The 21,858-nt window shown below is 58.5% G+C and carries 21 protein-coding genes and 1 pseudogene; 3 read left to right on the top strand and 19 right to left on the bottom strand.

Annotation, left to right across the window (positions count from 1 at the left end; translation table 11 throughout):
• Positions 1-524: 524 nt before the first annotated feature.
• The 7 genes from EYW42_RS14935 to EYW42_RS14905 all read right to left on the bottom strand — a co-directional run bounded on the left by EYW42_RS14935 (position 525) and on the right by EYW42_RS14905 (position 7,620).
• Positions 525-1,505 carry an amidohydrolase family protein gene (locus EYW42_RS14935; RefSeq protein ID WP_135536091.1) on the bottom strand — a complete coding sequence of 327 codons (981 nt, stop codon included), beginning with the start codon at positions 1,503-1,505 and terminating at the stop codon, positions 525-527.
• A 195-nt stretch (positions 1,506-1,700) separates the two neighbouring features.
• A complete protein-coding gene (locus EYW42_RS14930) occupies positions 1,701-3,038 on the bottom strand; it encodes an aminotransferase family protein (protein ID WP_135536090.1) in 1,338 nt (445 codons plus the stop codon).
• A 130-nt stretch (positions 3,039-3,168) separates the two neighbouring features.
• Positions 3,169-3,396, bottom strand: a complete 228-nt coding sequence (locus tag EYW42_RS14925) for a hypothetical protein (RefSeq protein ID WP_135536089.1) — start codon at positions 3,394-3,396, stop codon at positions 3,169-3,171.
• 73 nt (positions 3,397-3,469) lie between these two features.
• Positions 3,470-4,354: an ABC transporter permease gene (locus tag EYW42_RS14920; RefSeq protein ID WP_135536088.1), complete on the bottom strand. Its 885-nt coding sequence runs from the start codon at positions 4,352-4,354 to the stop codon at positions 3,470-3,472.
• Positions 4,351-5,280 (bottom strand): ABC transporter permease, encoded by a 930-nt coding sequence (locus tag EYW42_RS14915; protein ID WP_135536087.1) that lies wholly within the window; start codon positions 5,278-5,280, stop codon positions 4,351-4,353. Before EYW42_RS14915 ends, EYW42_RS14920 begins: the two co-directional genes overlap by 4 nt.
• Positions 5,281-5,307: 27 nt before the next feature.
• On the bottom strand, positions 5,308-6,417 hold the full coding sequence (locus EYW42_RS14910; protein ID WP_161972957.1) for an ABC transporter substrate-binding protein: 1,110 nt from the start codon (positions 6,415-6,417) through the stop codon (positions 5,308-5,310).
• A 138-nt stretch (positions 6,418-6,555) separates the two neighbouring features.
• Entirely contained in the window at positions 6,556-7,620 is a 1,065-nt protein-coding gene (locus EYW42_RS14905) for an ABC transporter ATP-binding protein (RefSeq protein ID WP_135536086.1), read from the bottom strand.
• Between the two features lie 235 nt (positions 7,621-7,855).
• On the opposite strand from EYW42_RS14905, the gene EYW42_RS14900 reads away from it, so the two are divergent.
• Both EYW42_RS14900 and EYW42_RS14895 read left to right on the top strand, forming a co-directional pair.
• Positions 7,856-9,550 carry a thiamine pyrophosphate-binding protein gene (locus tag EYW42_RS14900; protein ID WP_135536085.1) on the top strand — a complete coding sequence of 565 codons (1,695 nt, stop codon included), beginning with the start codon at positions 7,856-7,858 and terminating at the stop codon, positions 9,548-9,550.
• A gap of 49 nt (positions 9,551-9,599) precedes the next feature.
• Entirely contained in the window at positions 9,600-10,796 is a 1,197-nt protein-coding gene (locus tag EYW42_RS14895) for an aminotransferase-like domain-containing protein (RefSeq protein WP_135536084.1), read from the top strand.
• Positions 10,797-11,099: 303 nt separating this feature from the next.
• On the opposite strand, the gene EYW42_RS14890 is transcribed toward EYW42_RS14895, so the two are convergent.
• From EYW42_RS14890 to EYW42_RS14850, 9 genes are all read right to left on the bottom strand, one after another.
• Entirely contained in the window at positions 11,100-11,870 is a 771-nt protein-coding gene (locus EYW42_RS14890; RefSeq protein WP_135536083.1) for an IclR family transcriptional regulator, read from the bottom strand.
• A gap of 461 nt (positions 11,871-12,331) precedes the next feature.
• The gene (locus tag EYW42_RS14885; protein ID WP_135536082.1) at positions 12,332-12,601 is read right to left on the bottom strand and encodes a DUF7571 family protein; all 270 of its coding nucleotides are present in this window, start codon (positions 12,599-12,601) and stop codon (positions 12,332-12,334) included.
• Between the two features lie 211 nt (positions 12,602-12,812).
• Positions 12,813-13,871 carry a GNAT family N-acetyltransferase gene (locus tag EYW42_RS19520; protein WP_161972956.1) on the bottom strand — a complete coding sequence of 353 codons (1,059 nt, stop codon included), beginning with the start codon at positions 13,869-13,871 and terminating at the stop codon, positions 12,813-12,815.
• A 301-nt stretch (positions 13,872-14,172) separates the two neighbouring features.
• Positions 14,173-14,991 carry an ABC transporter permease subunit gene (locus tag EYW42_RS14875; protein WP_135536081.1) on the bottom strand — a complete coding sequence of 273 codons (819 nt, stop codon included), beginning with the start codon at positions 14,989-14,991 and terminating at the stop codon, positions 14,173-14,175.
• Entirely contained in the window at positions 14,988-15,797 is an 810-nt protein-coding gene (locus EYW42_RS14870; protein WP_135536080.1) for an ABC transporter permease, read from the bottom strand. The genes EYW42_RS14875 and EYW42_RS14870 overlap by 4 nt, the downstream gene beginning before the upstream one ends.
• A complete protein-coding gene (locus tag EYW42_RS14865; RefSeq protein ID WP_135536079.1) occupies positions 15,794-16,711 on the bottom strand; it encodes an ABC transporter ATP-binding protein in 918 nt (305 codons plus the stop codon). The genes EYW42_RS14870 and EYW42_RS14865 overlap by 4 nt, the downstream gene beginning before the upstream one ends.
• Positions 16,712-16,845: 134 nt before the next feature.
• Complete coding sequence (locus EYW42_RS14860) at positions 16,846-17,679, bottom strand: aldo/keto reductase (RefSeq protein WP_135536078.1); 834 nt, start codon at positions 17,677-17,679, stop codon at positions 16,846-16,848.
• Positions 17,680-17,854: 175 nt separating this feature from the next.
• Complete coding sequence (locus tag EYW42_RS14855; RefSeq protein ID WP_237561346.1) at positions 17,855-18,505, bottom strand: hypothetical protein; 651 nt, start codon at positions 18,503-18,505, stop codon at positions 17,855-17,857.
• Positions 18,506-18,732: 227 nt separating this feature from the next.
• Positions 18,733-19,314 carry a helix-turn-helix transcriptional regulator gene (locus tag EYW42_RS14850; RefSeq protein ID WP_135536076.1) on the bottom strand — a complete coding sequence of 194 codons (582 nt, stop codon included), beginning with the start codon at positions 19,312-19,314 and terminating at the stop codon, positions 18,733-18,735.
• A 144-nt stretch (positions 19,315-19,458) separates the two neighbouring features.
• On the opposite strand from EYW42_RS14850, the gene EYW42_RS14845 reads away from it, so the two are divergent.
• A complete protein-coding gene (locus tag EYW42_RS14845) occupies positions 19,459-20,145 on the top strand; it encodes a hypothetical protein (protein ID WP_135536075.1) in 687 nt (228 codons plus the stop codon).
• Between the two features lie 32 nt (positions 20,146-20,177).
• Here the strand turns inward: EYW42_RS14845 and EYW42_RS14840 are convergent.
• The 3 genes and pseudogenes from EYW42_RS14840 to EYW42_RS20160 all read right to left on the bottom strand — a co-directional run.
• Positions 20,178-20,420 (bottom strand): annotated as a pseudogene (locus EYW42_RS14840) (HD domain-containing protein); the annotation flags it as partial.
• 208 nt (positions 20,421-20,628) lie between these two features.
• Positions 20,629-20,802, bottom strand: a complete 174-nt coding sequence (locus EYW42_RS19915; RefSeq protein ID WP_168193025.1) for a hypothetical protein — start codon at positions 20,800-20,802, stop codon at positions 20,629-20,631.
• A 528-nt stretch (positions 20,803-21,330) separates the two neighbouring features.
• Positions 21,331-21,810 (bottom strand): hypothetical protein, encoded by a 480-nt coding sequence (locus EYW42_RS20160; RefSeq protein ID WP_237561345.1) that lies wholly within the window; start codon positions 21,808-21,810, stop codon positions 21,331-21,333.
• Positions 21,811-21,858: the final 48 nt, after the last annotated feature.

The raw sequence follows: 21,858 nt of genomic DNA, 5'->3' as shown, positions 1-21,858 counted from the left end.
ACGCGCACTGCGAGTGGGAGACATCTGCCCGAAATAGATGTTTGACATCATCAAATATAACGTCGCAGCGTCAGCGTCGGTGTTGACGCGTTCGAATGTATTCCCATCGGCCAACTGCCCTCGGTGTGAGGCACATCGGTCAACTATCTCTGGTGCGAGGTGGAGATAAGGTTCGGTAGCACGACCCAAATAAACCGGACGAGCGTGCGTGCAGCAACATTACATCACTACGTCTGTAATCCAGGCTGGTATCGGTGTGTTCGAAGCATTCGAACGGAATATCTGCGTCGACGAGAACTGATCGAACTGATCACCTGGCCCGTGCCCGATACCGTACTTTTACCCCATCTCACTCACACGTCGTCCGCTCGTGACATGGTCGATACTGCAGAAGGCGGTCGCCAGTGGGACAAAGAAGTGTCGGGACGGCTTACGACAACGTGTTTGACAGGTTACCGCTAGTCACGTTTGCCTCTATTCTCTATACTGGGCACGCCGACGATCACTATCAGCGGTACGAGCCGTTATAGATCATAGAGCTCAGTCGCGTTTTCGTGCATGATTTTGCGTTGGTCCTCGTCCGAGAGTCCGAGATTCTCGATGTCCGTCTTGGCTCGGTGTACGTCACCGATCACGTGTGGGTAATCGGAGCCGAGCAGGAGCTGGTCGGCACCGACTGAATCGATAGTACACTGCAGTGCCGGCTGGTGAAACGATACCGTGTCGTAATAGATGTCCCGGAGATACTGTTCGGGCTTCTCGGGGATGTTCTCCCGGCACTCGGGATACGCTCGATAGCCGTTGTTCAGCCGTTCGAAGAGGAATGGAACGCTGCCGCCCAGATGAGACATGTGGATGTCCAGGTCGTACTCTTCGAGAACCCCGTCGAAAACCAGGCGAGTGATCGCCATCGTGAGGTCGTTTTCGAACCCGACCAGCGGTGCGAGTCGATACTCCTGCATCGAGTCGACGTTCGCCGGCGGCATCGGATGAATGTAGAGGGGAACATCCAACTCGTCGACAGCCTCGAAAAAGGGACGATATCGGTCGTGGGAAAGCGGCGTGTCGTTGACGTTCGAACCGATGTTGATGCCTTTAAGGCCTAAATCGTTGATAGCCCGCCGGGCTTCTTCCACAGCTAACTCTGGCGTCCGCAGGGGGACACACGCGAGCCCCGAGAACTCGTCGTAGTCGCTCTGAATGCGGGCGTACGCGTCGTTGGAGGTCCGGGCTAGTTCGAGTGCGGCGTCCCCGTCGAGGAAATCGACGTTGGGGATGCTGACACTCAGCATCTGGTGATCGATACCGGCGTCGGCCATGTCGTCGAGACGGACGTTTAGATCCGTCATCGGGGGCGTGAGCGTGACGACACGTGACCCGTCCGAGACGATGACATCTCTCCCGGCCTCGTCAGTGGCGATGGAGTAAGCGCTGTCTGAGGCATCGAGGGTTTCGAGATAGTTTTCGGGATAGTAGTGGTTGTGCAAGTCGATGGCTCGTACCATGATTAGGAGCACCAGTCAGTATCGTAAAAACTTTGGGGTGTTTTCGATCCGTACTCGGGGGGTCGGTATCCTGAATCTCTTCGAGAGGCAGTTCGGCGCAGCGAACCGAGATCAGTCACGTACCGAAAATAACCACGGCGACGGAACCCCCGTCTCAACCCACGGAGTACGGGATGTCAGGAGGGAGACGAGAAATCAGCCGAACACGGACGAGATGGTCCTGTCGAGCGCGTCAACTGCGGTGTGGATGTCCTTCTCGCCGATACAAAACGGCGGGGCGACCATCAGGTTGAACGTCGGTCGCCCAGGACCGAACAGGACGCCGTGGTCAGCGGCGGCGGTTCCGAGAACGTCGAATATCGGGTCGACTCCGTCCTCGACTCGGTGGTCGAAAACGGGCTTCTCAGTGCCGGGCGTGTCGAACTCTACCGCCCAGAGGAAGCCGCGGCCACGTACGTCCCCGACGACGGGATGAGTCTCCGCTAACTCGGTGAGACGGCGTTCGAGCGTCGGCGCGAGTTCCCGGACGGTTTCCAGTAGTCCGCTCCGGTACTCCTCCATCGCCGCCACGCCAGCGGCGCAGCTAACGGGGTGACCGCCCCAGGTCTGGCCGATGTCGAACCCGTTAGTGCGGATGCTCTCTGCGATGTCCTCGCGTAACAGTACGCCGGCCAGCGGGGCGTACCCGCCGGTCACACCCTTCGCGAAGGTGACGATATCCGGCTCCACGTTCTCCGTCTGATATCCGAACCACTCGCCGCAGCGTCCGAACCCGGTCAACACCTCGTCGACGACGAGCAGGCAGTCGTAGGTGTCACAGATCTCTCGGACGCGCTCAAAGTACCCAGGCGGAGCAGTGTAGGCACCGCTCGTCCCGGCGACTGGTTCCGTAATTATCGCTGCGATCGAATCCGGACCTTCGTTTCGGATGACGAACTCGAGATGATCGGTCGCCAACTCCGCTAGTTCCTCGGGCGAATCGGCGTTGAACGGTGACCGGTGTGTGAGCGGCGGTAGAAAGCGGACGGCCCCTGACGTCGAAGCGTACTGCTCTAAGGTGTTCCGCGTGAGCGGGTCAGTCGTCAGGCTCCCGGCACCGTACGTCGAACCGTGGTACGCCCTGTACCGCGACAGGACCTTTGGAGCGTCCTGATGCTCGCGAGCGACGTGGACGGCGAGTTCGACCGCCTCGCTCCCAGACACGGAAAAGAGCACGTCGGTGTGGTCGTCGGGACTGACCTCGACGAGTTGGCGAGCGAGTTCGGACCGACTGTCGGTGCTGTGTTTCGGGGCGGCGTACGGAAGACTGTGAAGTTGTTCGTACATGCCCTCGGTGATGGCGTCGTTGCTGTACCCTGCGTTCGCACAGTACAACTGCGAGACGAAGTCGAGATAGGTCGTCCCGTCCCCGTCTGTTACGGTCGCGCCGTCACCGTCGACGAGCGTAAGGCCTTCCGAACCCGGGACGTGCCAGTGAGGGATCGCCGGGTCATCAGCCGTCACATCGCGGTCTGTTGGGCCGTCAGGTTGCATGGTTGGGTCTGTCTACCGTGAACGCGGTTGACGTGAATGCGTACACTGGTCTGACCCTTGGTTCTTGGGGTGCTGAACGGAGGAAAAACAGGTGTTCGGCTCCGAGAGACGGGTCCGGTAGACGCGTCGGTTACCGGGCCCGCAGTTTCCCCCGGACGTAGTTCGTCCACCACAGGACCCCGAAGATGCCGCCGGCGAGGGCGAGTGTGGCGAACCCGAAGAGATGAACGATCATCGCGGTGCCCCTGAGCGATGACGGTCCGACCAACCAGGCGAGTATCCCTATCGTCCACCACCCGCCGCCCGCGAGCGCTATCGCGGCCAAGCGCGGATGGACGAATCGGTCGAAAACTGACATGGGTGTTGGATCATCCATCGACCGCGGACGTTTATTATCCTTTGTGTGCGCAAAGTGCGGCCGACGAGGCAGTTCAGGTCACGTGATCGACGACGTCACCGAGTTTCATCGCGACGGCGAGTACGACCGTGACCAGAACTAGGATGATCGTCGACACGACGTTCATCGCGATCGTCCCGCCTTGGTTGATCAGCGAGAACATCTCTATCGTGAGGACGTCGAGTTGTCCGGAGATGAACAGCGCCCGGGTGTAGTCCTCGAACGAGCGGATGAACGCGAACAGGAACCCTGCTGCGACGGCCGGCCGGATTATCGGGAAGGTGATGTCGCGGAACGTCTCGGGAACCGTCGCACCGAGGTCCCGTGCACACTCTTCGAGCGATTCGTCGAACGCGTAGAGCCGGGTCAGGACCGCGAGCAGGACGAACGGGAAGCCGTAGGCGCTGTGAGCGACCACCAACGGGAGAAATCCCGTGCTATCGCTCAGGAGCGTGTTGAAGAAAATGAAAAAGGACGTTCCGAAGACGACTCCTGGGACTATCATCGGAAGCAGACCAGCCGTCACGAACAGGTTCTTGAAGCGGAACTCGTACCGAACGACGCCGAAGCTCGCGAGAACTCCAAGCACCGTCGCAACCGACGCCGAGACTGCCGCAAGTTGGACGCTCGTAAACGTCGACCGGATGAGTTTCTCGTTCACCGCTGTCGCCCCGAAATGCTTCAGAGTGAATCCCTCGAAGGGGAAGACCGCGGTCGGGTTCTCGGCGAACGAGAGGAAGACGATTATCACGAGCGGGACCCAGAGAAACAGAACGAGCAACACCGTATACAGGTAGAGCCCGTCTGCGACGAAATCGCGCTCGGTAACGAACTCGCGAATGCGAGTTCCTACAGCCGACGTTCTTTCCCGCGCGTTCCGACCCCGACCGACAGTTTCCGCCGTCGAATCCCCTGTCATTGTTGGACAAACTCGTTGAGGCCGCTTATGCGGTAGAGGATGGCGATCGTGATCACGACTGCGATCGCGATGAACATGGCCATCGTGCTACCGTATCCGATGCTGTAGCCGGTGTACACCCGCTCGACGATCATCTGGCCGATCATCAGGAACTGCCCGCGAGCGAGGAACTGCGGTGCGAGGTACGCCCCGAGTGCGGGGACGAACACGAAGATACTGCCCGTGATCACTCCCGAACTGATGAGCGGAACCACCACGTCTTTGAACGCCGTCATTCGGCCCGCACCGAGGTCTCGGGCCGCTTCCACCAGCGAGAAGTCGACGCCGTCCAGGCTCGCGTACAGCGTGAGGAGCATGTACGGGACGAAAGCGTGCGTCAGGGCGACGATCGTAGGTATCAGGCCGTAGTCGAAGACGCCTAACGGCGCGCTTACGATCCCGAGATTCAACAGGACGTTGTTCGCGGCTCCGTTGTTTCCGAATATCTTCAGCCAGGCGTACATCCGCACGATGAACACCGAGAAGAACGGAACGAGCAACATGAACAGCGTGACCTTGACGAACGGACCGCTCCGGCGTGCAAGGAGGTATGCGACGGGGAACGAGACGATCAACGTCGTAACGGTCGTCGCCCCGGCGATCGCGTACGAGAGGTACAGCGACTTGACGAACGGTGCCTCCCAGAACGCCAGTCCGTTCCGGAACAGCAGGTCCTCGTAGTTGGCCAGAGTGGGCTCCCAGATGATGTTGAAGTATTGGTCAGTGGTCGTGAAGCTGACGGCGACCAGAAACAGCATCGGGAGGAGGACAAACAGCAACAGCCACGCTGTTGCCGGCCCGATAGTGAGACTGATCTGTGACCGTGAGGAACTGAGGGACTTCCGTACCCGCTCGCGGACCCGTTCGTCTGAGCCTTTTGTTGCCATTGTTGTGTGAAACAAGAACCGGGTGGGTTACGTTCGAACTTCCTCCCATGCCGAAACCCACGCGTCTTCGTTTTCGATTTCCTTGTACGGGATCATCGACTCGACGCGCGACGGGTCGACGTCGATGTACTGTCCCTTGTCGCCCTCGAGGGAGGCCGCGGTTTGGGAATTGGTGCTCGCGAACCCGGACTCGGCCAACCACTCGCCGACTACCTCCGGATCGATTATCGCGTCCACCACTTCCCAGGCCTTCTCTTTGTTGTCGGACTCCTTCGAGACGACGGCGGCCTCGAACCACGTCAACGCACCCTGTTTCGGCACTGCCATCTCGATCCAGTCGTTCCCCTCCATCTTGAGTTGGGCAGTGACGAAACGGTACGAGTGTCCCAGGTGAATGTCTCCGCCAGTGAACATCTCTTTGATCTGCGACGGTGCCGCGTAGTAGGCCGCGACGTGGTCGCTCTGGTCTATCAGTTTTTCCTTGACGTTGTTCAGCTGTTCGTCGGAGAGCGTAACGCGCCGTCCCTCGAACGCGTCCTGATACCCCAGTGCCAGCGCCGCGTGGCCTATCGCTTTCGTATGCTGCGTGAACGACCCGATCGACCCCGAGTATTCCTCGTTGAACATCATCGAGAGGTCCTCCTCGTGGTCCGGGACCTCCCGACTATCGTACGCATAGGTGTCCCAACCGAACCGCTGGGGAACACCGTAAATCGTGCCGTCTTTTCCAGCCTGGGTTTCCGCCAGTTCCTTGTAGCGGTCGTAGATGTTGTCCCAGTTCGTGACCACGTCTTCTTGCAGGGGAGCAACGAGGTCCGCGTCGATGAACTTGGGCATGTAGTTGTTGTTCGGCATCGTCACGTCGAACTCCGTGTTCTGCCCGGAGTTCCACTGCGTGAACATCGGTTCAGTGCTGGTCACCGTCGAGAGTTCGAGGTCTGCGTCGACCTTCTCCTCGATCTTGTCCCAGACGTTCTCGAAGGTAGCCCAGCCCAAGACGTTGATAGTGGCGTTGCCGGTCCCGCCGAGGTTCTGTAGACATCCCGAGACGCCGGTGACGCCGATTGCCCCTGCGACGCCGGTGGATTTCAAGAACGTCCGCCTAGTCGTGCGACTCGCACTGAGATCTTTTGGCATGACATCTTCTGACATAGATAATCAACATTAAATAGCTTTCTTAATAAATCTGTCATATGTTGTCGGAAGGGGTGATTATTACTGGTAAATCCGAACTCATTCGCGTGAGACGGAAGACTGAGACACAGATCAGATCCGTCACTCGAAAATCGTGACGCCGCTCTCGTCAATCGAGACGGAGACCGTCTTGCCCTCCTCGTAGGTCTCTTCCGTATCGTATGCAGTCACGTCTAGTTCGAAGGTCGGATCGGTCGTGGGAGACACCATATACTCGACGTGGTCACCCTGGAAAAACCGGTCGACGACCTCCGCCTCGAAAAGACCCCTCTCTCCTGCGTCGAGACGAACGCTTTCGGGCCGTACCGACAGGGTTACGTCCCCCTCAACGTCCGATCTCGTCGTCGTCCAGACGGGACCGCCCGCCCCCTCAAGTTCGATCCGAGTCCCTTCCGCCACGTCTGTTGCTTCGCCGGCAAGCAAGTTCGTGTCGCCGATGAAGTCGGCAACGAACGGGCTGGCCGGGTTGTGATACACGTCTTCCGGGGTGCCGACCTGTTCTATCTCCCCCTCGCGCATGATGGCGAGTCTATCTGACAGCGTCATGGCGACCTCCTGGTCGTGGGTGACATAGAAGAACGACCCCTCAACCTCTCGCTGGATCTTCGCCAGTTCGATCTGCATGTGTTGCCGAAGCTTCCGGTCCAGTCCGGAAAGCGGCTCGTCCAGCAACAACACGCTCGGCTTGTTCACTAGCGAGCGAGCGAGCGCCACGCGCTGTTGCTGTCCGCCCGAGAGCGCCGTGGGATCTCTGTCCTCGGATCCGGGGAGGTCGACGAGGTCGAGATACGTCGAAACGCGCTCGGCGCATTCTTCGTCCGGGACGCCAGATTTCTTCAGACCGTACTGTATGTTCTCTCCGACCGTCATGTGCGGGAACAGCGAGAGGTGCTGGAACACCATGTTGGTGTCTCGCCTGTTTGGCGGAACGTCCGTCACGTCGGTGCCCTCGAACAGCACCTCCCCTTCAGTCGGGCGTTCGAACCCGCTGATCATCCGGAGACAAGTCGTCTTCCCGCAGCCGGAGGGGCCGAGAAGAGAGAAGAACTCGCCGGACTGTATCTGGAGGTCGACCCCATCGACGGCGACGAGGGAATCGAACTCCTTGCGGACGCTATTCAGCTCTACAAGGGGGCTTGTTGCCATATGACGTGTTCATTCGGGCATCCGTATTAAATATGACGCGTAAGTTCGGTCGGACTATCCCGAACGAGCGTCGAGACTGAAGCTACGAGTGATGTCCGAGATATCGGTGTATCTCGTCTGTCGTGTCCTGTGCTCCCGAGGCGTAGTCGAAGAGGCTCCGACGGGGTCGACGGCCACGTGAGACTGTCTCCGACCCACAGATATATGCCCTCCGCGTCTAACGTTGTCGACAACGATGAGTTCACCAGACCGATCGACAGGGGCGACTCTCTTCGCTAACGCGTTAGAATCGTACTCGATCCCGTACGTGTTCGGGAACCCCGGGACGACGGAGTTACCCCTCATCGATGCCGTCGCGGACAGCGACGAGTGCGAGTACGTGATGGCGCTTCACGAGGACATCGCGGTCGGAGCGGCGTCCGGATACGCGAAGACGCGTCAGTATCACTCTCACCACGACGAGGACGTGAACCCGGTGGGCGTCGTCAACCTACACGCCGCACCCGGGCTGGCACACGGACTCGGGAATATTCACGGCGCTAGCTACACGGGTGCGCCGCTCGTGGTCACCGCGGGCATTCAGCGGAGGGACTTCCAGCACGAAGAACCACTGCTGAGCGGCGACCTCGTGGAGATGACCCAGCAGTTCACGAAATGGAGCGCGATGGTGAACCACGTCGATGCACTGCCGGACATGCTCCGAAGAGCGGTACGGACGGCGCTTACCCCCCCGACCGGACCGGTTTTTCTCGGTCTCCCGCTGGACGTTCTGCGTGAACAGACTACCGAGGACGTGGCCCCGCTTGGCGTGATTCCCGGCGGTGGGAGAGGTGAACAGGTACAGGTCGAACGCGCCGCAGACCTGTTAGCCGACGCCACGGAACCAGTCATGATAGCTGGAGACGGCATCGCGCGCTCGGGGCGGGACGCGATCAACAGCGCGGTCGAAGCCGCGGAGGCGGCGGGCCTGAGAGTCCACGGTGAGATTCTGGGCTCGGAAGTCAGTTTCCCGGGCGACCACGAACAGTGGCATTCGTTTCTCCCGCCGAAGGAGTCCGTCGCTCGCGAGCACATGGACACGGACACGCTCCTCTTCGTCGGTTGCTCGACGAACACGACCATAACGGCGTACGAAACGCCGCTGGTCCCCGACGACGCCACCTGTATCCACGTCTCCGACGACCCCTGGCAGGTGGGGAAGAACACCCGGGCGGACGCCGCGATCGTCGGCGACCCTGGGTCGATCTTGGACGAGATCGCGGACGCCGCTTCGGACCGAATCGACGAGAAAACACGGAAAGAGCGAGTCGATCAGGTTCGGGGGTACGCCGACGAACCCGGAGATGTGGCTGACGAACCCCGGTCGGAGTTCGAGACGGCTTCGAAGTCCGAGTTCGTCGACACACTCCGTTCCGTCGCTCCGGACGCGTTCATCGTCGACGAGAGCATCACGACGAAGTACGTCCTTCTGGACCGGTGGCCCCTGAAACCGGAGCAGTTCCTTTCGACCAAGGGCGGGGGACTCGGTTACGGCTTGCCGTCCGCGGTCGGGGCCGCGTTAGCCGAGAGCCTGCGCCCGGACCCCCGAGACGTCGTCGGACTCGTCGGTGACGGGTCGTACCTCTACTACCCGCACGCCCTGTACACCGCCGCCAGATACGGCGTCGACCTCACCGTCGTGGTACCGAACAACCAGAGTTACACCGTCCTCAAGAACAATACCACCGACATGCTCGGCGGAAGCGAACCCGACTACGACTTCGACGAGATGGGGATCGACATGGACCTCACGGTCGACATCCCGTCGATGGCCGAGAGCCAGAGCGTGAATAGCCGAACGGTTATCGACCCCGACGAGATCGAGGCGGCCCTTCAGTCCGCTTTCGACGCGTCCGGCCCGTCGCTGGTCGACGTTCGTATTCACGACTGACTCGGCTGAACAAGGTTTTTATCAGTGGCGGGAGAAGTGCGTCACAGAAATGTACGAACGACACTTGGCGGGGCGCGCACGGGAGCTCGAACCAGTCGGGATCCGGAAAGTCGTAGATATGATCGACGGCGAAGACGCCATCCCGTTGGCTGCCGGATGGCCGAACCCGGAGAGCTTCCCTCTGGAAGACATGTCGGAACTCATACAGGGGAGTCTGGAGGAACGGGGGGACGAGATGCTGCAGTACGGGGTGACACAGGGCGTCGAGAGACTACGTGAGCAGATCGCGCATCGACTCGGATCGAAGTTCAACGTGGACGCTCGAGCCGGGGAAGTGATGATTACAAGCGGCTCGCAACAGGGGCTCTATCTACTTTCGCGAGCCCTCCTCGAAGACGGTGACACCGTCGTCGCCGGTGCACCGACGTACGCGGCCGCACTATCAGCGTTCGAAAGCCTGAACCGCACGGAATATTCGAACGTCCCCATCGACGAAGACGGGTTAGACATCGACCGTCTCGAAGCCGTCGTAGAGGATGAGTCGCCTGCGTTCGTCTACACCGTCCCGACGTATCAGAATCCGACTGGCATCACGATGAGCGAGTCGCGCCGGGAGCGACTGGTCGAACTGGCCCACGAACACGACTTCCTCATCGTCGAGGACAACCCCTACTCCGAACTCAGCTTCGAAACGGCTCCGCCGGATCCGATAAGCAGTATCGACCGTGAACGGACTATCTATCTGGGTACGTTCTCCAAGGTTCTCGCGCCGGGGTTCCGGGTCGGCTGGATCGTGGCCCCCGAAGAGATCATCGAGACGCTCGAACTACTGAAACAGCCAAACGACCTGCACACGAGTAGTTTCTCTCAGTACGCCGCGGCGGACTACCTCCAGTCGGGCGTCATCGACGAGCAGATCGAACGGATATCCGACCTGTACGTCGAAAAACGCGATATCGCTCTCAGAAGCCTCGCGGATACCATGCCCGAGTACGTCGACTGGACGCGTCCCGGCGGCGGGATGTTCCTCTGGTTGACCCTCCCAGACCGGTTCGACACCGAGGCGCTTCTCGCGGAGGCGGTCGACAACGGTGTCGCGTACATTCCGGGACACGCGTTCTACGCGACCGACCCCCAGTACAACACTATTCGTATCAACTACACGTACGTCGATGACGACACCCTCAGAGAAGGTATTGAACTGCTGGCGCAGACGATACGCCAGCACGACTTCGAGGACGCGTAAGCTACCCACTTTTCGGCTCGTTTTCCTCCCCCCGATGGGGAATCGGTGGCTGCAAGAGTCTGTAAACCGGCCTACCGTGAGACCTTCGAACGAGGGTATCAGGATCCCTTGTCCGGGCAACCGCCGTCGGAGCTGATCCGAATTCATGCACTGTGTTCGAACATATCGAATTCCGTTTGTCGAACACACGGTGAGTCGCTCACGGGCCGAAAACAGGGGATATCGTTCTCCAGCATTTACGCAGCTATACCTGTAAAATATACGCCAGAGCGCGTCGTGCGAATACTTCGAACGAGACGTGTGTTACGAGTACAGGAGGTCGATTTCGATGTCGCTGGCGATTTCGAGTAGTTGGCGGGGGAGTTCCTCGGAAAACAGTTCACCCTGTAGACGCCGTGCGGGGCCAGACACACTGATCGCTCCGATAGCTACGTCTTCCTCGTTCCGTACCGCCGTGCCGGCGCCGTGTAATCGATAGCCGGATTCCTCGCGGTTGAACGCCACCTCTTTCTCTCGTATTCTAGAAAGTTCTTCGTACAGCGTTTCCGGGTCTGAAATAGTGTTCTCTGTCACTTTCGCTAAACTGTGCTGTTCGATTATACTTTCGACTCGCTCGTCAGGTAGATACGCGAGAATAGCTTTTCCGGCCGCCATCTGATGCATCGGAACGTGTTCTCCGACAGAGACGTTCGACTGGACCGTGTTCTCCCCGGAATGGCCGTAGATCGGAACTGCCATCCCGTTTTCCTCGATGACACACCAGACTTTTTCTCCGGTCTCTTTCGCGAGTGTGTCCACTCTTTCTTTGGCTACGGAGTACAGCGCGTGGTTTCTGCGGGTTTGTATGCCGACATCGAGCGTCTTCAAACTCAGGCGATACCCCCGCTCTGTCCGCAGTACGTACCCCGTGTCTATCAACGTCTCTAGATGCCGGTGAATAGTACTCTTCGCGTACGGCAGTTCCGTCGTCATATCGCGAAGCTCTAACTCGTCTTCTCCTTTCAGTAATTCGACTATTTCAACTGCTTTTTCCAAGGTTGTGACGGGACGGCTCGGCCCCGAATCCGCGGTCATACTGTGTCGGTGTACGGTCACCGACTTAAGTGTATTCGAGCCATTCGAACAGAAGGTCTTCTTGACCAGGTCGACATTCCTCAATCGGAGAGTCCGGTCCGCTGTGAACCGTTCCGTCGGGCACCATCCCGGTGTTGAAATAGAACCGTCCGATATCCGTCGCGAGACGGCATAACTACTAATATATTAGTATTATTAAATTCTGATGTATACGAGAGGTATACAGTACAACAGATTATCTACGCCTTCGGATACAAAGCGAGTCCCTACGACCCGAATTTGACTCCCGAAAGCGATGCTGTCGGCGTGTCTGTACTGGACTAGCGCGCTCTACTGTCACCGAACTGGCGCTGTCGACACGGGGGAACAAATCAGTAAGGGAACCGATACTGGCTACTGTTTCGCTGGCAGCGACGGCAAAGAAAACGGTGAAACCCGAGGTGTGAACGGACGCGTGCCGTTCAGGCGGATCTAACGTCGAGAGTCCACCCGGGATCTTGCCCCGTCTGTGCAATGTGGTCGGAGCGACACGCCGGACAGTAATCGGGCGTGTCAGTTACGTCCCGGGGCACATAAACCGCGCCGCCACACTCCACGCACGCATCAGCGACGATGGTCGCGCAGTCGACGCAGACGTTGAAGTCGTCGACTGTGAGTTCGCGCAGGGGTTCGAGTTGTTTGTCTAGCTTGTACTCGTCGATTGCCGCCTGACAGTTTTGGCACGGTTTCATGTCTATCCGCCCGATACCATGCGACGGGATCACATATGTCTATCGCCCGAGGCAGTTCTCGGGTGATTGCCGAAGAAGAGAGAACGCTTCGCACGCCCGTGGCCGTGAAGCATCATAATGACTAACTGAACCAATTCTAGTAAACAGGCTATCACGGTTTGGGCTCCGACACTTGGTACACAGCAACTGTCGTATACAGAGAAATCCGAGTTCAATTACGCGCCGCCGGAGGCTCCTGAAGCTGTTCGACGATCGGCTCCTGTAAATCCAGCGCCATCCGTAGTTCAGACAGCCGGTTTTCGACGAGATCGAACCCGTTGTCTCGACAGATCGTGACCGCTCTCTCGTTTAGTTCAGACAGGTTGGCCCTGAGCGTCCGGTGGTTAGTGTCGTCAGCATGCGCGATCACTTGTCTGATGAGTTCCGAACCGATACCGCAGTCTCGGTCCTCCCTCCCGACGAATATCAGTACGTTCGGGTCGGCCGAGTTAGCAGGGGTCACAGCGGCGTGTCCAATGACCTGGTCGCCGTCAAGTACGACGAGATTCCATCCCTCAGTAGTGGTCCGATCGATCCACGTTTCGGTTCGAGTTACAGCCGATACCGGAAGGTTCACCTCCGGGTCGTGTTCATCAACGCTGTCGTACAGTTTCAGCAGTGCCTGCCGGTCGTCAGACCTGTACGGTCGGACCAGAAGCTGACGCCCTTCCTCGTCCTCGAACCGTGGGCAGCGAGGGGGACAGTAGGGAGTCCCCTCACAGTCGGTGTTGTCCCATCCATTACACGAAACCTGCGGATCGTGTTGCTCCGACGTACGCCGTTCGATCAGTTGAGTACAGTCCAGCGAAAGCACCATCTCATGGCACTGGTTCGTCACTGTGATCTCTTCGCGAAGGACGCCCGCTTCGGGATTGCTGTCGGACGGTTCCGTGTCGACAACAGTCGTCTCTACCGAAACCGTGTCTCCGGGGCGGACTGGCTGGTGCCACCGGACGTTGTCCAGACCGAGTCCGGCGATCACTGCTCGCGGTCGTCGAACCTCCTCGACGAGTTTTCGAACGGTAACTGACAGGGTATGATGTCCGCTCGCGATGATCCCGTCGAAGTAACTTTCGGCAGCGGCTTCCGGGGCGGTATGAATCGGGAGCGGATCGTACTCGGAGGCGAACTCAACGATATCAGTCCTGGAAAGCTGAACTGACCCACAGTACTGCGTCGAGCCCTCCTCGATATCTTCGAAATAAACCGAGTCACGTGGTTCCGTACCCATAGAGACATCTTGGATCGGACCCTCATAAGGTGATCTTCGAATATGTTTGTCGAAAACGACAGTGCAAAACGGCGTATGACTTAGTCTCTAGACACGATGAATAGGCTGGAAAAAACGGTGGTCACTTGAGGACCGAAACGAGGAGACGGAAGGACCCACGTCCACCTCGCTGTTGGGAGTACATCGCAGATATCCAGACAGAGCGAGAGCGGTTTTGAGATGGACTTGTTTGTATCATATTCCGCATCTTTCTCCACCTTGGAAGAATTCAGTGCGAGGGCCTGTCGCGACGACCGAGAACCTACAGGTCGCTCCGGCTGAACCGGTAGAAGCCGAGCGCCAGCGGCACGCAGGTCCAGGCGACCAGCAACACGATGCCCATCCACCAGTCGACGTAGACTGGCACCCCATCCCCGACGTACCGACTCGCGAGGGAGGTGTCGACGCCGAACCGGAGCAGCCGGTTGTACGCCTGCCAGGGCTCGACGAGACGGAACAGAAGCGCCCAGTCAGGGAGGTCCGTCAGGACGGTAAAGTCGAAGCGGTGCAGCAGGAGCAGCGTAACCGAGTGGAACGCCTCCCAGAACGTCACGAGGAGGAGGTAGCCGCCAAGCGCGCCGAATGTTACCCACCGGTCGACGGTCGTCGACATCGACAGTCCGACGGCGATACCGACGAACGAGAGGCCGTACAGTGCGGTCGCAAACAGGAACCACGGGTAGGTCGCGAGGCCGTCCGTTCCGTAGAACGCTGCACCCGCAGCGCCAGCGACGACGAGCGCGACGAGCGTCGGCACAAGTAGGACCAGGCTTCGGCCGACGAAAGTCCCGACCGCCAGGTCTCGGCGGTCGTGCGGGAGCGACAGCGTCAACAGCAGGCTCCCACTCGACCGCTCGTGGATGATAGATTTGTAGCCGAGGAGGATGGCCAGCAGAGGCAGTCCGACTCCGACAATACGGGAGAGGCCGGTTATGAACGGGGAGAACGCCTCCTCGCCGACGTAGCGGTGAAGGTAAGCGTAGCCGACCGAGAGGACGAGCAGCAGGCCGAACAGTAGCCAGATTGTCTTCGAGCGGCCCGCGTCGTTGACGTCCTTGTACGCGATGTCGCTCCAGGTCATGAGAGATCCTCCCCCCTGAACCGGAGATAGGCGAACCCGAGTGGCCCGACGAGCCAACCCGCAAACAGTACGAGGGCAACCCACTCGCTCAGATACCATGCGCCGTCGACGGTGGCGGCCGGGTTCAGGAAGCCGTCGGTTATGCGCCCGAACAGCCGCTCCGGTGCGAGGCCGACGACGAACTGCAGCGGCTCAGGGAGTTCGCCGTTGACGAGTCCCACAGCCTCGAGTGCGAGCCCCAGAGCGTCGACTACCGTGTCCCAGACGACGACAAGCAGGAAGAAGATCGTGACCCCGAGGACGAGTGCACGTCGCTTCGTCGAGACGGCTAGCGAGACTGCTAGCCCCATCCCCGTCCACACTGCACCGAACAGTACGGTCAGGACGACGAATCCAATGAACGGAAGAGGGTCCAGTTCGCCGTAGGGGTAGACGACGAGGCTGCCCGCGACAACCAACGAGATGACGAGGGTCGCGGCGAGCAGGCCACTCCGGGAAAGATACTTCCCGACGAGAACGTCCTCGCGACTAATGGGAAGCGAGAGCGACAACAGCAGCGAGCCGTCTTCGCGCTCCTCGACCACCGCGCCGTAGCCGAGGAGGACGCCGACGAGCGGAACGAGCGTTGTAAGCCAGCCGACGGCGTAGCCGGTGAACCGAGCCGTCGAGTAGGGCTCTTGCGTCAGCACCGGGTAGACGTAGCCTGCGAGGAGGACCACGCAGGCCACCAGGCCGAGGAGCACCTTCGTGGACCGCTGGCCGGCGGTGTTCCGCCAGTCCCGTCGGGCGATGATCGGCCAGCTCATCGGCCCGCTGAGCCGGTGTACTCGATGAACATATCCTCCAGCGACGCCTCCTCCGTCCTGAAGTTCACCACGTCGATGCCGTTCTGGTGGAGCTCGACGATGATGTCCATCTTCGCGTCGTTCGTACAGGTGACCTCGATGGTGGAGTCACCCTGAGAGACGACGGTTTCGACCCCCTCCAGTGCCCTGATGTCCGGGAGCGTGTCCTCGTCGATCTCGGCAAGCGTGATGACGAGCTTCGTCCCGCCGCCCATCGAGTTGCGGAGCCCCTCGATCGTGTCGACGGCGACGAGTTCGCCGTTTTGAAGGATTCCGACGCGGTCACAGACCGCCTCGACCTGTTCGAGGATGTGTGAGGAGAAGAAGATCGTCGCGCCGCGTTCGTTCTCCTCGCGGAGTATCTTCCGCATCTCCGCGGCCCCGTTCGGGTCCAGCCCGGTACTCGGCTCATCGAGTAACAGCAGGTCTGGCTCGCCGACGAGGGCCATCCCGAGGACGAGTCGCTGGGCCATTCCCTTCGAGTAACCGCTTGCCTTCCGGTCGGCGGCGTCACGGATGCCGACCCGGTCGAGCACGTCGAGCGGGTTCGTGTCGTGGGCGTTCTTCGAACGGATGGCGTACTCGATGTGCTGGCGGCCGGTCAACCGGTCGATGGTCGAGTAGCCCTCCGGAAGTACGCCAATGCGCTCGCGGGCGGCGACACCCTCCGTCTGACAGTCGTTGCCGAAGATCCCGACGCGGCCGTCGCTCGGCTTTGCGAAGTCGAGCAAAATGTTGATGAACGTCGATTTCCCCGCGCCGTTGGGGCCGAGGAAGCCGAATGTCTCTCCTTCCTCCACCGCGAGGTCAACGCGGTCGAGCGCCGTCGTGGAGCCGTATCGCTTCGATACCTCCGCCGCATCGATTGCTTTCATGCCTGATAGTTCTGGTACTGGGGTAATAAACGAAACCGCATAGTTTCAGTTTCTGAAACAGGGACAGCAGGCGAGCAATCCCCGTATGGCAGTATTGTGCGTTGGCTGTCAGTGACTACTATAGGGTCCACGTTTCAGAATGGGATCCGACGCACGAGTGACGGCAACTGATTGCGAAGGCGAATCCTGAAGCTCCCAGTGAGGTCCTCGATTTCCGCCATCTCCCCGTCAGAAAGCGAGAAATCGAAAACGGCGAGATTGTCGGCCAGATGGTCTCGACTGGTCGCTTTCGGAATCGCGATAACTCCGTCCTGTTGAATCAGCCATCGGATAGCGACCTGCGCAGCCGTTTTCTCGTAGCGTTTTCCTATCTCTTTGAGCAACCGATCCGAGAGGACGTCACCTCTTGCGAGTGGACTATAAGCCGTGAGTACGGTGTCGGTATCAGTACAGAAATCCCGAAGCTGTGATCTGGCTGAATACGGGTGGTAAAGTACCTGATTGGTTATGAGTGGTACATCCGACACCTGCATAGCCTGTTGGAACTGGGAGCGAGTGAAATTGCTAACGCCAAGGTTCTTGACTACCCCTTTCTCGTACAGTTCGTTCATCGCATCGAGCGTCTCCGCGACTGGGACCCGGGGATGGGGCCAGTGGATCAGGAGCAGATCGACGTACTCGACGCCGAGTTTATCGAGACTATCACGAACTGACGCGTGGACGTCGTCCCGTCTGAGATTCGAACGCGATAGCTTAGTCGTCAAGAAAAGGTCTTCACGGGAGAGATTCGCGGCAGCGATACCCTCACCGACCGCACTTTCGTTCCCGTACATCTGGGCTGTATCAACGTGACGATAGCCCATCTCGAGGGCGGTTTGAACGGTACGAGTACACGTTTCCCCGGTGTTTTTCCATGTCCCGAGGCCCAGTTTCGGGATCCGTACATCTTTGGTCTCGAGATACTCCATGTGAATACATATGATCGGCTATTATTGAAACCCACTGACGATTTCGACTATACAGGTTCGCTTGCGGCCTCTCTACCCTGTTCAACCCGGGTTTCTACTAAATATCGAGGGATCGGAACCGGGAAACGATCCCGTTTCCGTGGCTGCGGACGTAATTTACTGGCTATTCTTTGCTTCAGTCGTTCTCATAGAGGGTTTCTAGCTCAAGCAACGGATACGCCGCGTCGCCACAATCCATGAACTCCGAGATGTTGTGCTCATCGCTCGAATCGGCCGTTTCTAGCGGTATCGATACCGCACCGTCACTCTCGACTGCCACGTTGAAATCCTCGCAGACAGAAACCTCGTCCGCGGTGATCGTTTCGGCCCCGGATGCTGCTTTCACTGTACGGGTCTCACCAGCGTCACCGTTCGATACGTTAAGGGTGGTCAGTTGATCTGTCTCCACCTCGTCAGCCATGAGGACGGTATTCAGTTCTTCGACCTTGTCGACCGATTCCGAGCCGAGATCAACCACGGCCTGGACTCGCGGTGCGGCCGTACGATTCGGCGCAACGTAGACCTGTATTTCATCTCCAACGGCCTCCACGTGGAAGTGAGCCGATCCACCATTTTCGATGGCACTGTTGACCGTCTCGTTTGCCCACGCGAGCTGCCGCGCATTCTCGACATCTTGCTCGCTTAGCCTATCGTGGGGGTCGACGACTTCTACTGTATAGTTAGCGGGCGATGCGTCGTCCGCGGGCGACTGAGAGGGAGCCACCGACGGGTTTGAATCGATCGACGCGGCGGAGACACCGCTCGCCCCGAAGGCGAGCAGCGTCACGACCGCGAGTGTGAGTACTTTGTGTCGCATGGTTTCGATATCTAATCCGTTTCGTGGCGAACCGGGATGGGAGGACCGGAATCCGCATTCTGTCAGCGGGACCAATGCCAGTATCACCCCGACTCGCCTCGCTTCTATGTTGTCTGAAAGACCTCATAGGTCTTGATTGGAAACGCGGCTGAAACCCGTTGAAAACGCGTTTTACGCCCGTTTCAGTGAATATTTTCTCACTTGAGTTGGATCGTATTCCCCATACCGTTCCGTTTGCGCTCGACGAGCCCGCGGTTTTCGAGTTTATCGAGTGTGCGACTGACGGTTGCTTTCGAGAGATCGGTCTCCTCGACGAGTTTTCGTTGCGCGAGTTCCCCGTCAGCCTCTATGAGCTCCGTGTAGATCGTCTCTTGGTTGTTCTGGAGTCGTTCAGCCGTTTCCTCCCATTGTTCGCGCGGGAGGCCTGTCTCTTCGGGATACGTGTCGACTCCGCCATCGCTCGTTTCAACGCCTCCATTCGCTTCCGGCTGAGGCCGCACGTTCTGCTGCCCGGTAGCCTCGTGGTTCACAAGTCGTTGGGCACGGTCGTGGAGAACGAGATACGTCCCGCTCGCACCACAGAGGAGGGAGGCGACGACGACGACGGCCACGTCATTGTACGTGAAATACTGCCCGACGCTTGTCGTTTGTGTCCCGCTTTCGCCAAGCGAGACCATCACTGGTGACGGTGTGATTAACTGTATGGCGAGGACGAGGATGGCGGTGACAAAGGTCACCGCCGCGAGGAGGTGAATATTCCGGAGGGGACGGTAATTCATATCGTCTGGTTCCTACCACGGGAATTTAATGGTTGGTGTTATACGTGCAGTAGAACCCCTGAAACACCCGTGAAACGCGTTTGGAAGCTGTTTGGAACGTGTTTCATCCCAGTCTTGATGAGGTCTTTCAACCATACGATACACATGACAAGTGAGATCCGCTCACGCCTTATCGTACTTAGCGCTCTGGCCCTCCTCGGGGTCGCGTTAGCTGGAGTTGGCACTTCGCTCGGAATGGGTTCTTCTCTGACAAATCACGGGGACGATCCGAGCTTCGTCGTTACTAACGAGAACATCACGTTTTCGAAGAGCGGAGACAACGTCACTCTGATCGACAATATGTCGAACGTAAAGGAGGTCCGAATTGACCAGACCGGCTCCAACCAGTATCAGGTACGGACGGAGGCCGAACAGTCACTGACGGCCACGGAACGCGAGCGCGCCCGCCAGATCGCGCGGAGCAACCAAACGGTTCAACAGCACCTCGATTCGCTAGGCGAATACGACCTCGGTGTTGATCCGATCCACAAGATCGATGCGGACTCGATGTCTGTTGTTTCAGTCGATCTAAACGAAAGTAAGGACGACGGTGAGTATGATTTCGTTGCCGTCTCTCAGGAAAACGAGAACAGGTCTGTTGTCGTCGAACGAGACGCGGAGTACGTTGCGGACCGGGCCGTCGTGCGGGTCCGACAACCCAGTGAGCCTAAACACGAGGGACTCAAGTATTCAGTTAAGGTTGATCTAGCGAACGAGACGGTAACGGGGATCACGGATTGGGACGAGATCCGAGAGGATTCCTCCCAGGGAACCGTTTCGCACCGTTATTGAAACGACACGACGGAACGTACCGGGGCAGTGATGTCCTCCGCACGCGTCGCGATATCTCCTGTTCGGACCTCTGCGAGATCGTGGATGAGTGCCATGGTCACGGCCCTGTCTCGGTCGACCTCGACGCGGTCAGCATACACCAGACAGAGAGTCGCCATTCCCCAGGTGTGGGCAGCCACTGATTCCGGGTCTTCAATATCCCGCAGTTCCCAACCGGTTCTACGCTCGTCTTTCAAGTCGAGTAGTTCGAGTAGCGGCCCCAATTCGTCTGTCATCGTATGAAACAGAACGGGGATCGGTGTTGAGTATCAGATCCAGTACACTTGTCTTAGCTGTGTGATCGTTCTTTTCCGTAAATCTTTGAGCCCTCCGCAACCACAATCGGGTAATTCTCTGTCCGTGGACGCAGGGCTGGACAATTGGCGCGTTCGACAGTATCACTGATCCGCTATGGACGCAGGGGCACCGATGGAGACAAGAGGATCATAAACGATCGGTTTCCGTGTCTGGATCTGTTTTCTCATCAGCAGTTGACGTAAACTCGCCAGTCCTCGGGTCATAGTATTCTCGCCCGAAAAAGCCTCTCAACGCCATTGTCGTGCCGATGTAAGCTGCGGCAACGAGCAGCACAAACCCAAATATCAGGTCCAACACCATACGTTACCCTTTGTTTCTGCTTGTAAAAGTCGTGCGTTCACCGTGTGAGTCTCCGTCCAATTGGGCTCCATTTCTGAGGTCGCCTCGTCACTCCTGAGGGTCCGTCGGGGCACAGAGATAGCCGTTGGATCGCGTGCCGTTCGTCGCTCGCTGGACCGTCTTTCTTCGGAGAGGTCGGGCCTACGGATAGTGTTCTTGTACAGTCCGCTCCGCCCGCCTGCTGAGCCTCGTCGATCGCAGTATCTAGCTCTTGATCTGGAAGATGTTCAATAACTCGAACCGACGGGTTCCACCCCTGGATCTTCTAGGCGCTGTGAGTTCCATACTTTGGGCCGATTACTCCGCCGAGCGAGCGCTGGGCCGGTTAACAGTTCGGAGAAATCGACCTCATGTGCGCCATCACTACCATTGAACTGCTCTGTGAACCCCTCTAACTGGGACTCACCAGAGATTCACCACGGCAGAAAGAAGGCTGCTTGGAAGGATGACGCAGGGCCGAACCAGCCAGCGAGAGGCTGACAGAGAGGATTAGCCTTCCGACATGTCCGTTACTGCCATTCCGATCCCGTATGTCAGTGAAACTAACGCGACACCGAATACGAGAAGCCACAAGATAAGAATGAGGTTAAACGGAACGGCCCTCACTCCCTCGGGGAGGACTCGCTTTACTGCCATCTTATCCGTAACCATCGGGCGGTACACCAACTGTACAACCATCAGAACGAGTCCGATGGTTGCACCGAAGGCAATCGTCCACCAACTCCCGCCATCGTAGGGGGTCTGTCGGAGGATGCTTAGATAGTCGATCATGAGCGTGACCCCGATTGAGTACAGGAGACAGATGGTAATGGATACTACAGAGTAATCCAGTAACAGAAAATGCGAACTCAGGCCGATACATAGCCCTACAGCAACACCGACGAATGCTGCTCGCTTCGTTGGCGGATTTCGAGTTGCCTTCTTGGACGCTGAAGGCGGAGTGGAGTGATTTGGTCGCTCGGGGTTCATCTGGTACTCACCCGTTGTTGACGGGAAAATCGGGTCGGGGGATGCCGT

Origin of the sequence: Halostella pelagica (assembly GCF_004762015.1) — an archaeon.
Taxonomy (GTDB): domain Archaea; phylum Halobacteriota; class Halobacteria; order Halobacteriales; family Natronoarchaeaceae; genus Halostella; species Halostella pelagica.
The sequence above is the reverse complement of the archived record's forward strand: the minus strand, read 5'-3'. Positions and strand labels throughout refer to the sequence as shown.

Excerpts from the sequence above, each read along its gene's own strand:
- EYW42_RS14910 (WP_161972957.1), bottom strand. The coding sequence starts at position 6,417 with ATGCCAAAAGATCTCAGTGCGAGTCGCACGACTAGGCGGACGTTCTTG.
- EYW42_RS14895 (WP_135536084.1), top strand. The coding sequence starts at position 9,600 with ATGTACGAACGACACTTGGCGGGGCGCGCACGGGAGCTCGAACCAGTC.
- EYW42_RS14915 (WP_135536087.1), bottom strand. The coding sequence starts at position 5,280 with ATGGCAACAAAAGGCTCAGACGAACGGGTCCGCGAGCGGGTACGGAAG.
- EYW42_RS14870 (WP_135536080.1), bottom strand. The coding sequence starts at position 15,797 with ATGAGCTGGCCGATCATCGCCCGACGGGACTGGCGGAACACCGCCGGC.
- EYW42_RS14865 (WP_135536079.1), bottom strand. The coding sequence starts at position 16,711 with ATGAAAGCAATCGATGCGGCGGAGGTATCGAAGCGATACGGCTCCACG.
- EYW42_RS14935 (WP_135536091.1), bottom strand. The coding sequence starts at position 1,505 with ATGGTACGAGCCATCGACTTGCACAACCACTACTATCCCGAAAACTAT.
- EYW42_RS14850 (WP_135536076.1), bottom strand. The coding sequence starts at position 19,314 with ATGAATTACCGTCCCCTCCGGAATATTCACCTCCTCGCGGCGGTGACC.
- EYW42_RS14845 (WP_135536075.1), top strand. The coding sequence starts at position 19,459 with ATGACAAGTGAGATCCGCTCACGCCTTATCGTACTTAGCGCTCTGGCC.
- EYW42_RS14925 (WP_135536089.1), bottom strand. The coding sequence starts at position 3,396 with ATGTCAGTTTTCGACCGATTCGTCCATCCGCGCTTGGCCGCGATAGCG.
- EYW42_RS19915 (WP_168193025.1), bottom strand. The coding sequence starts at position 20,802 with ATGGTGTTGGACCTGATATTTGGGTTTGTGCTGCTCGTTGCCGCAGCT.
- EYW42_RS14920 (WP_135536088.1), bottom strand. The coding sequence starts at position 4,354 with ATGACAGGGGATTCGACGGCGGAAACTGTCGGTCGGGGTCGGAACGCG.
- EYW42_RS14900 (WP_135536085.1), top strand. The coding sequence starts at position 7,856 with ATGAGTTCACCAGACCGATCGACAGGGGCGACTCTCTTCGCTAACGCG.
- EYW42_RS14905 (WP_135536086.1), bottom strand. The coding sequence starts at position 7,620 with ATGGCAACAAGCCCCCTTGTAGAGCTGAATAGCGTCCGCAAGGAGTTC.
- EYW42_RS19520 (WP_161972956.1), bottom strand. The coding sequence starts at position 13,871 with ATGGGTACGGAACCACGTGACTCGGTTTATTTCGAAGATATCGAGGAG.
- EYW42_RS14890 (WP_135536083.1), bottom strand. The coding sequence starts at position 11,870 with ATGACCGCGGATTCGGGGCCGAGCCGTCCCGTCACAACCTTGGAAAAA.
- EYW42_RS14885 (WP_135536082.1), bottom strand. The coding sequence starts at position 12,601 with ATGAAACCGTGCCAAAACTGTCAGGCGGCAATCGACGAGTACAAGCTA.
- EYW42_RS14860 (WP_135536078.1), bottom strand. The coding sequence starts at position 17,679 with ATGGAGTATCTCGAGACCAAAGATGTACGGATCCCGAAACTGGGCCTC.
- EYW42_RS20160 (WP_237561345.1), bottom strand. The coding sequence starts at position 21,810 with ATGAACCCCGAGCGACCAAATCACTCCACTCCGCCTTCAGCGTCCAAG.
- EYW42_RS14930 (WP_135536090.1), bottom strand. The coding sequence starts at position 3,038 with ATGCAACCTGACGGCCCAACAGACCGCGATGTGACGGCTGATGACCCG.
- EYW42_RS14875 (WP_135536081.1), bottom strand. The coding sequence starts at position 14,991 with ATGACCTGGAGCGACATCGCGTACAAGGACGTCAACGACGCGGGCCGC.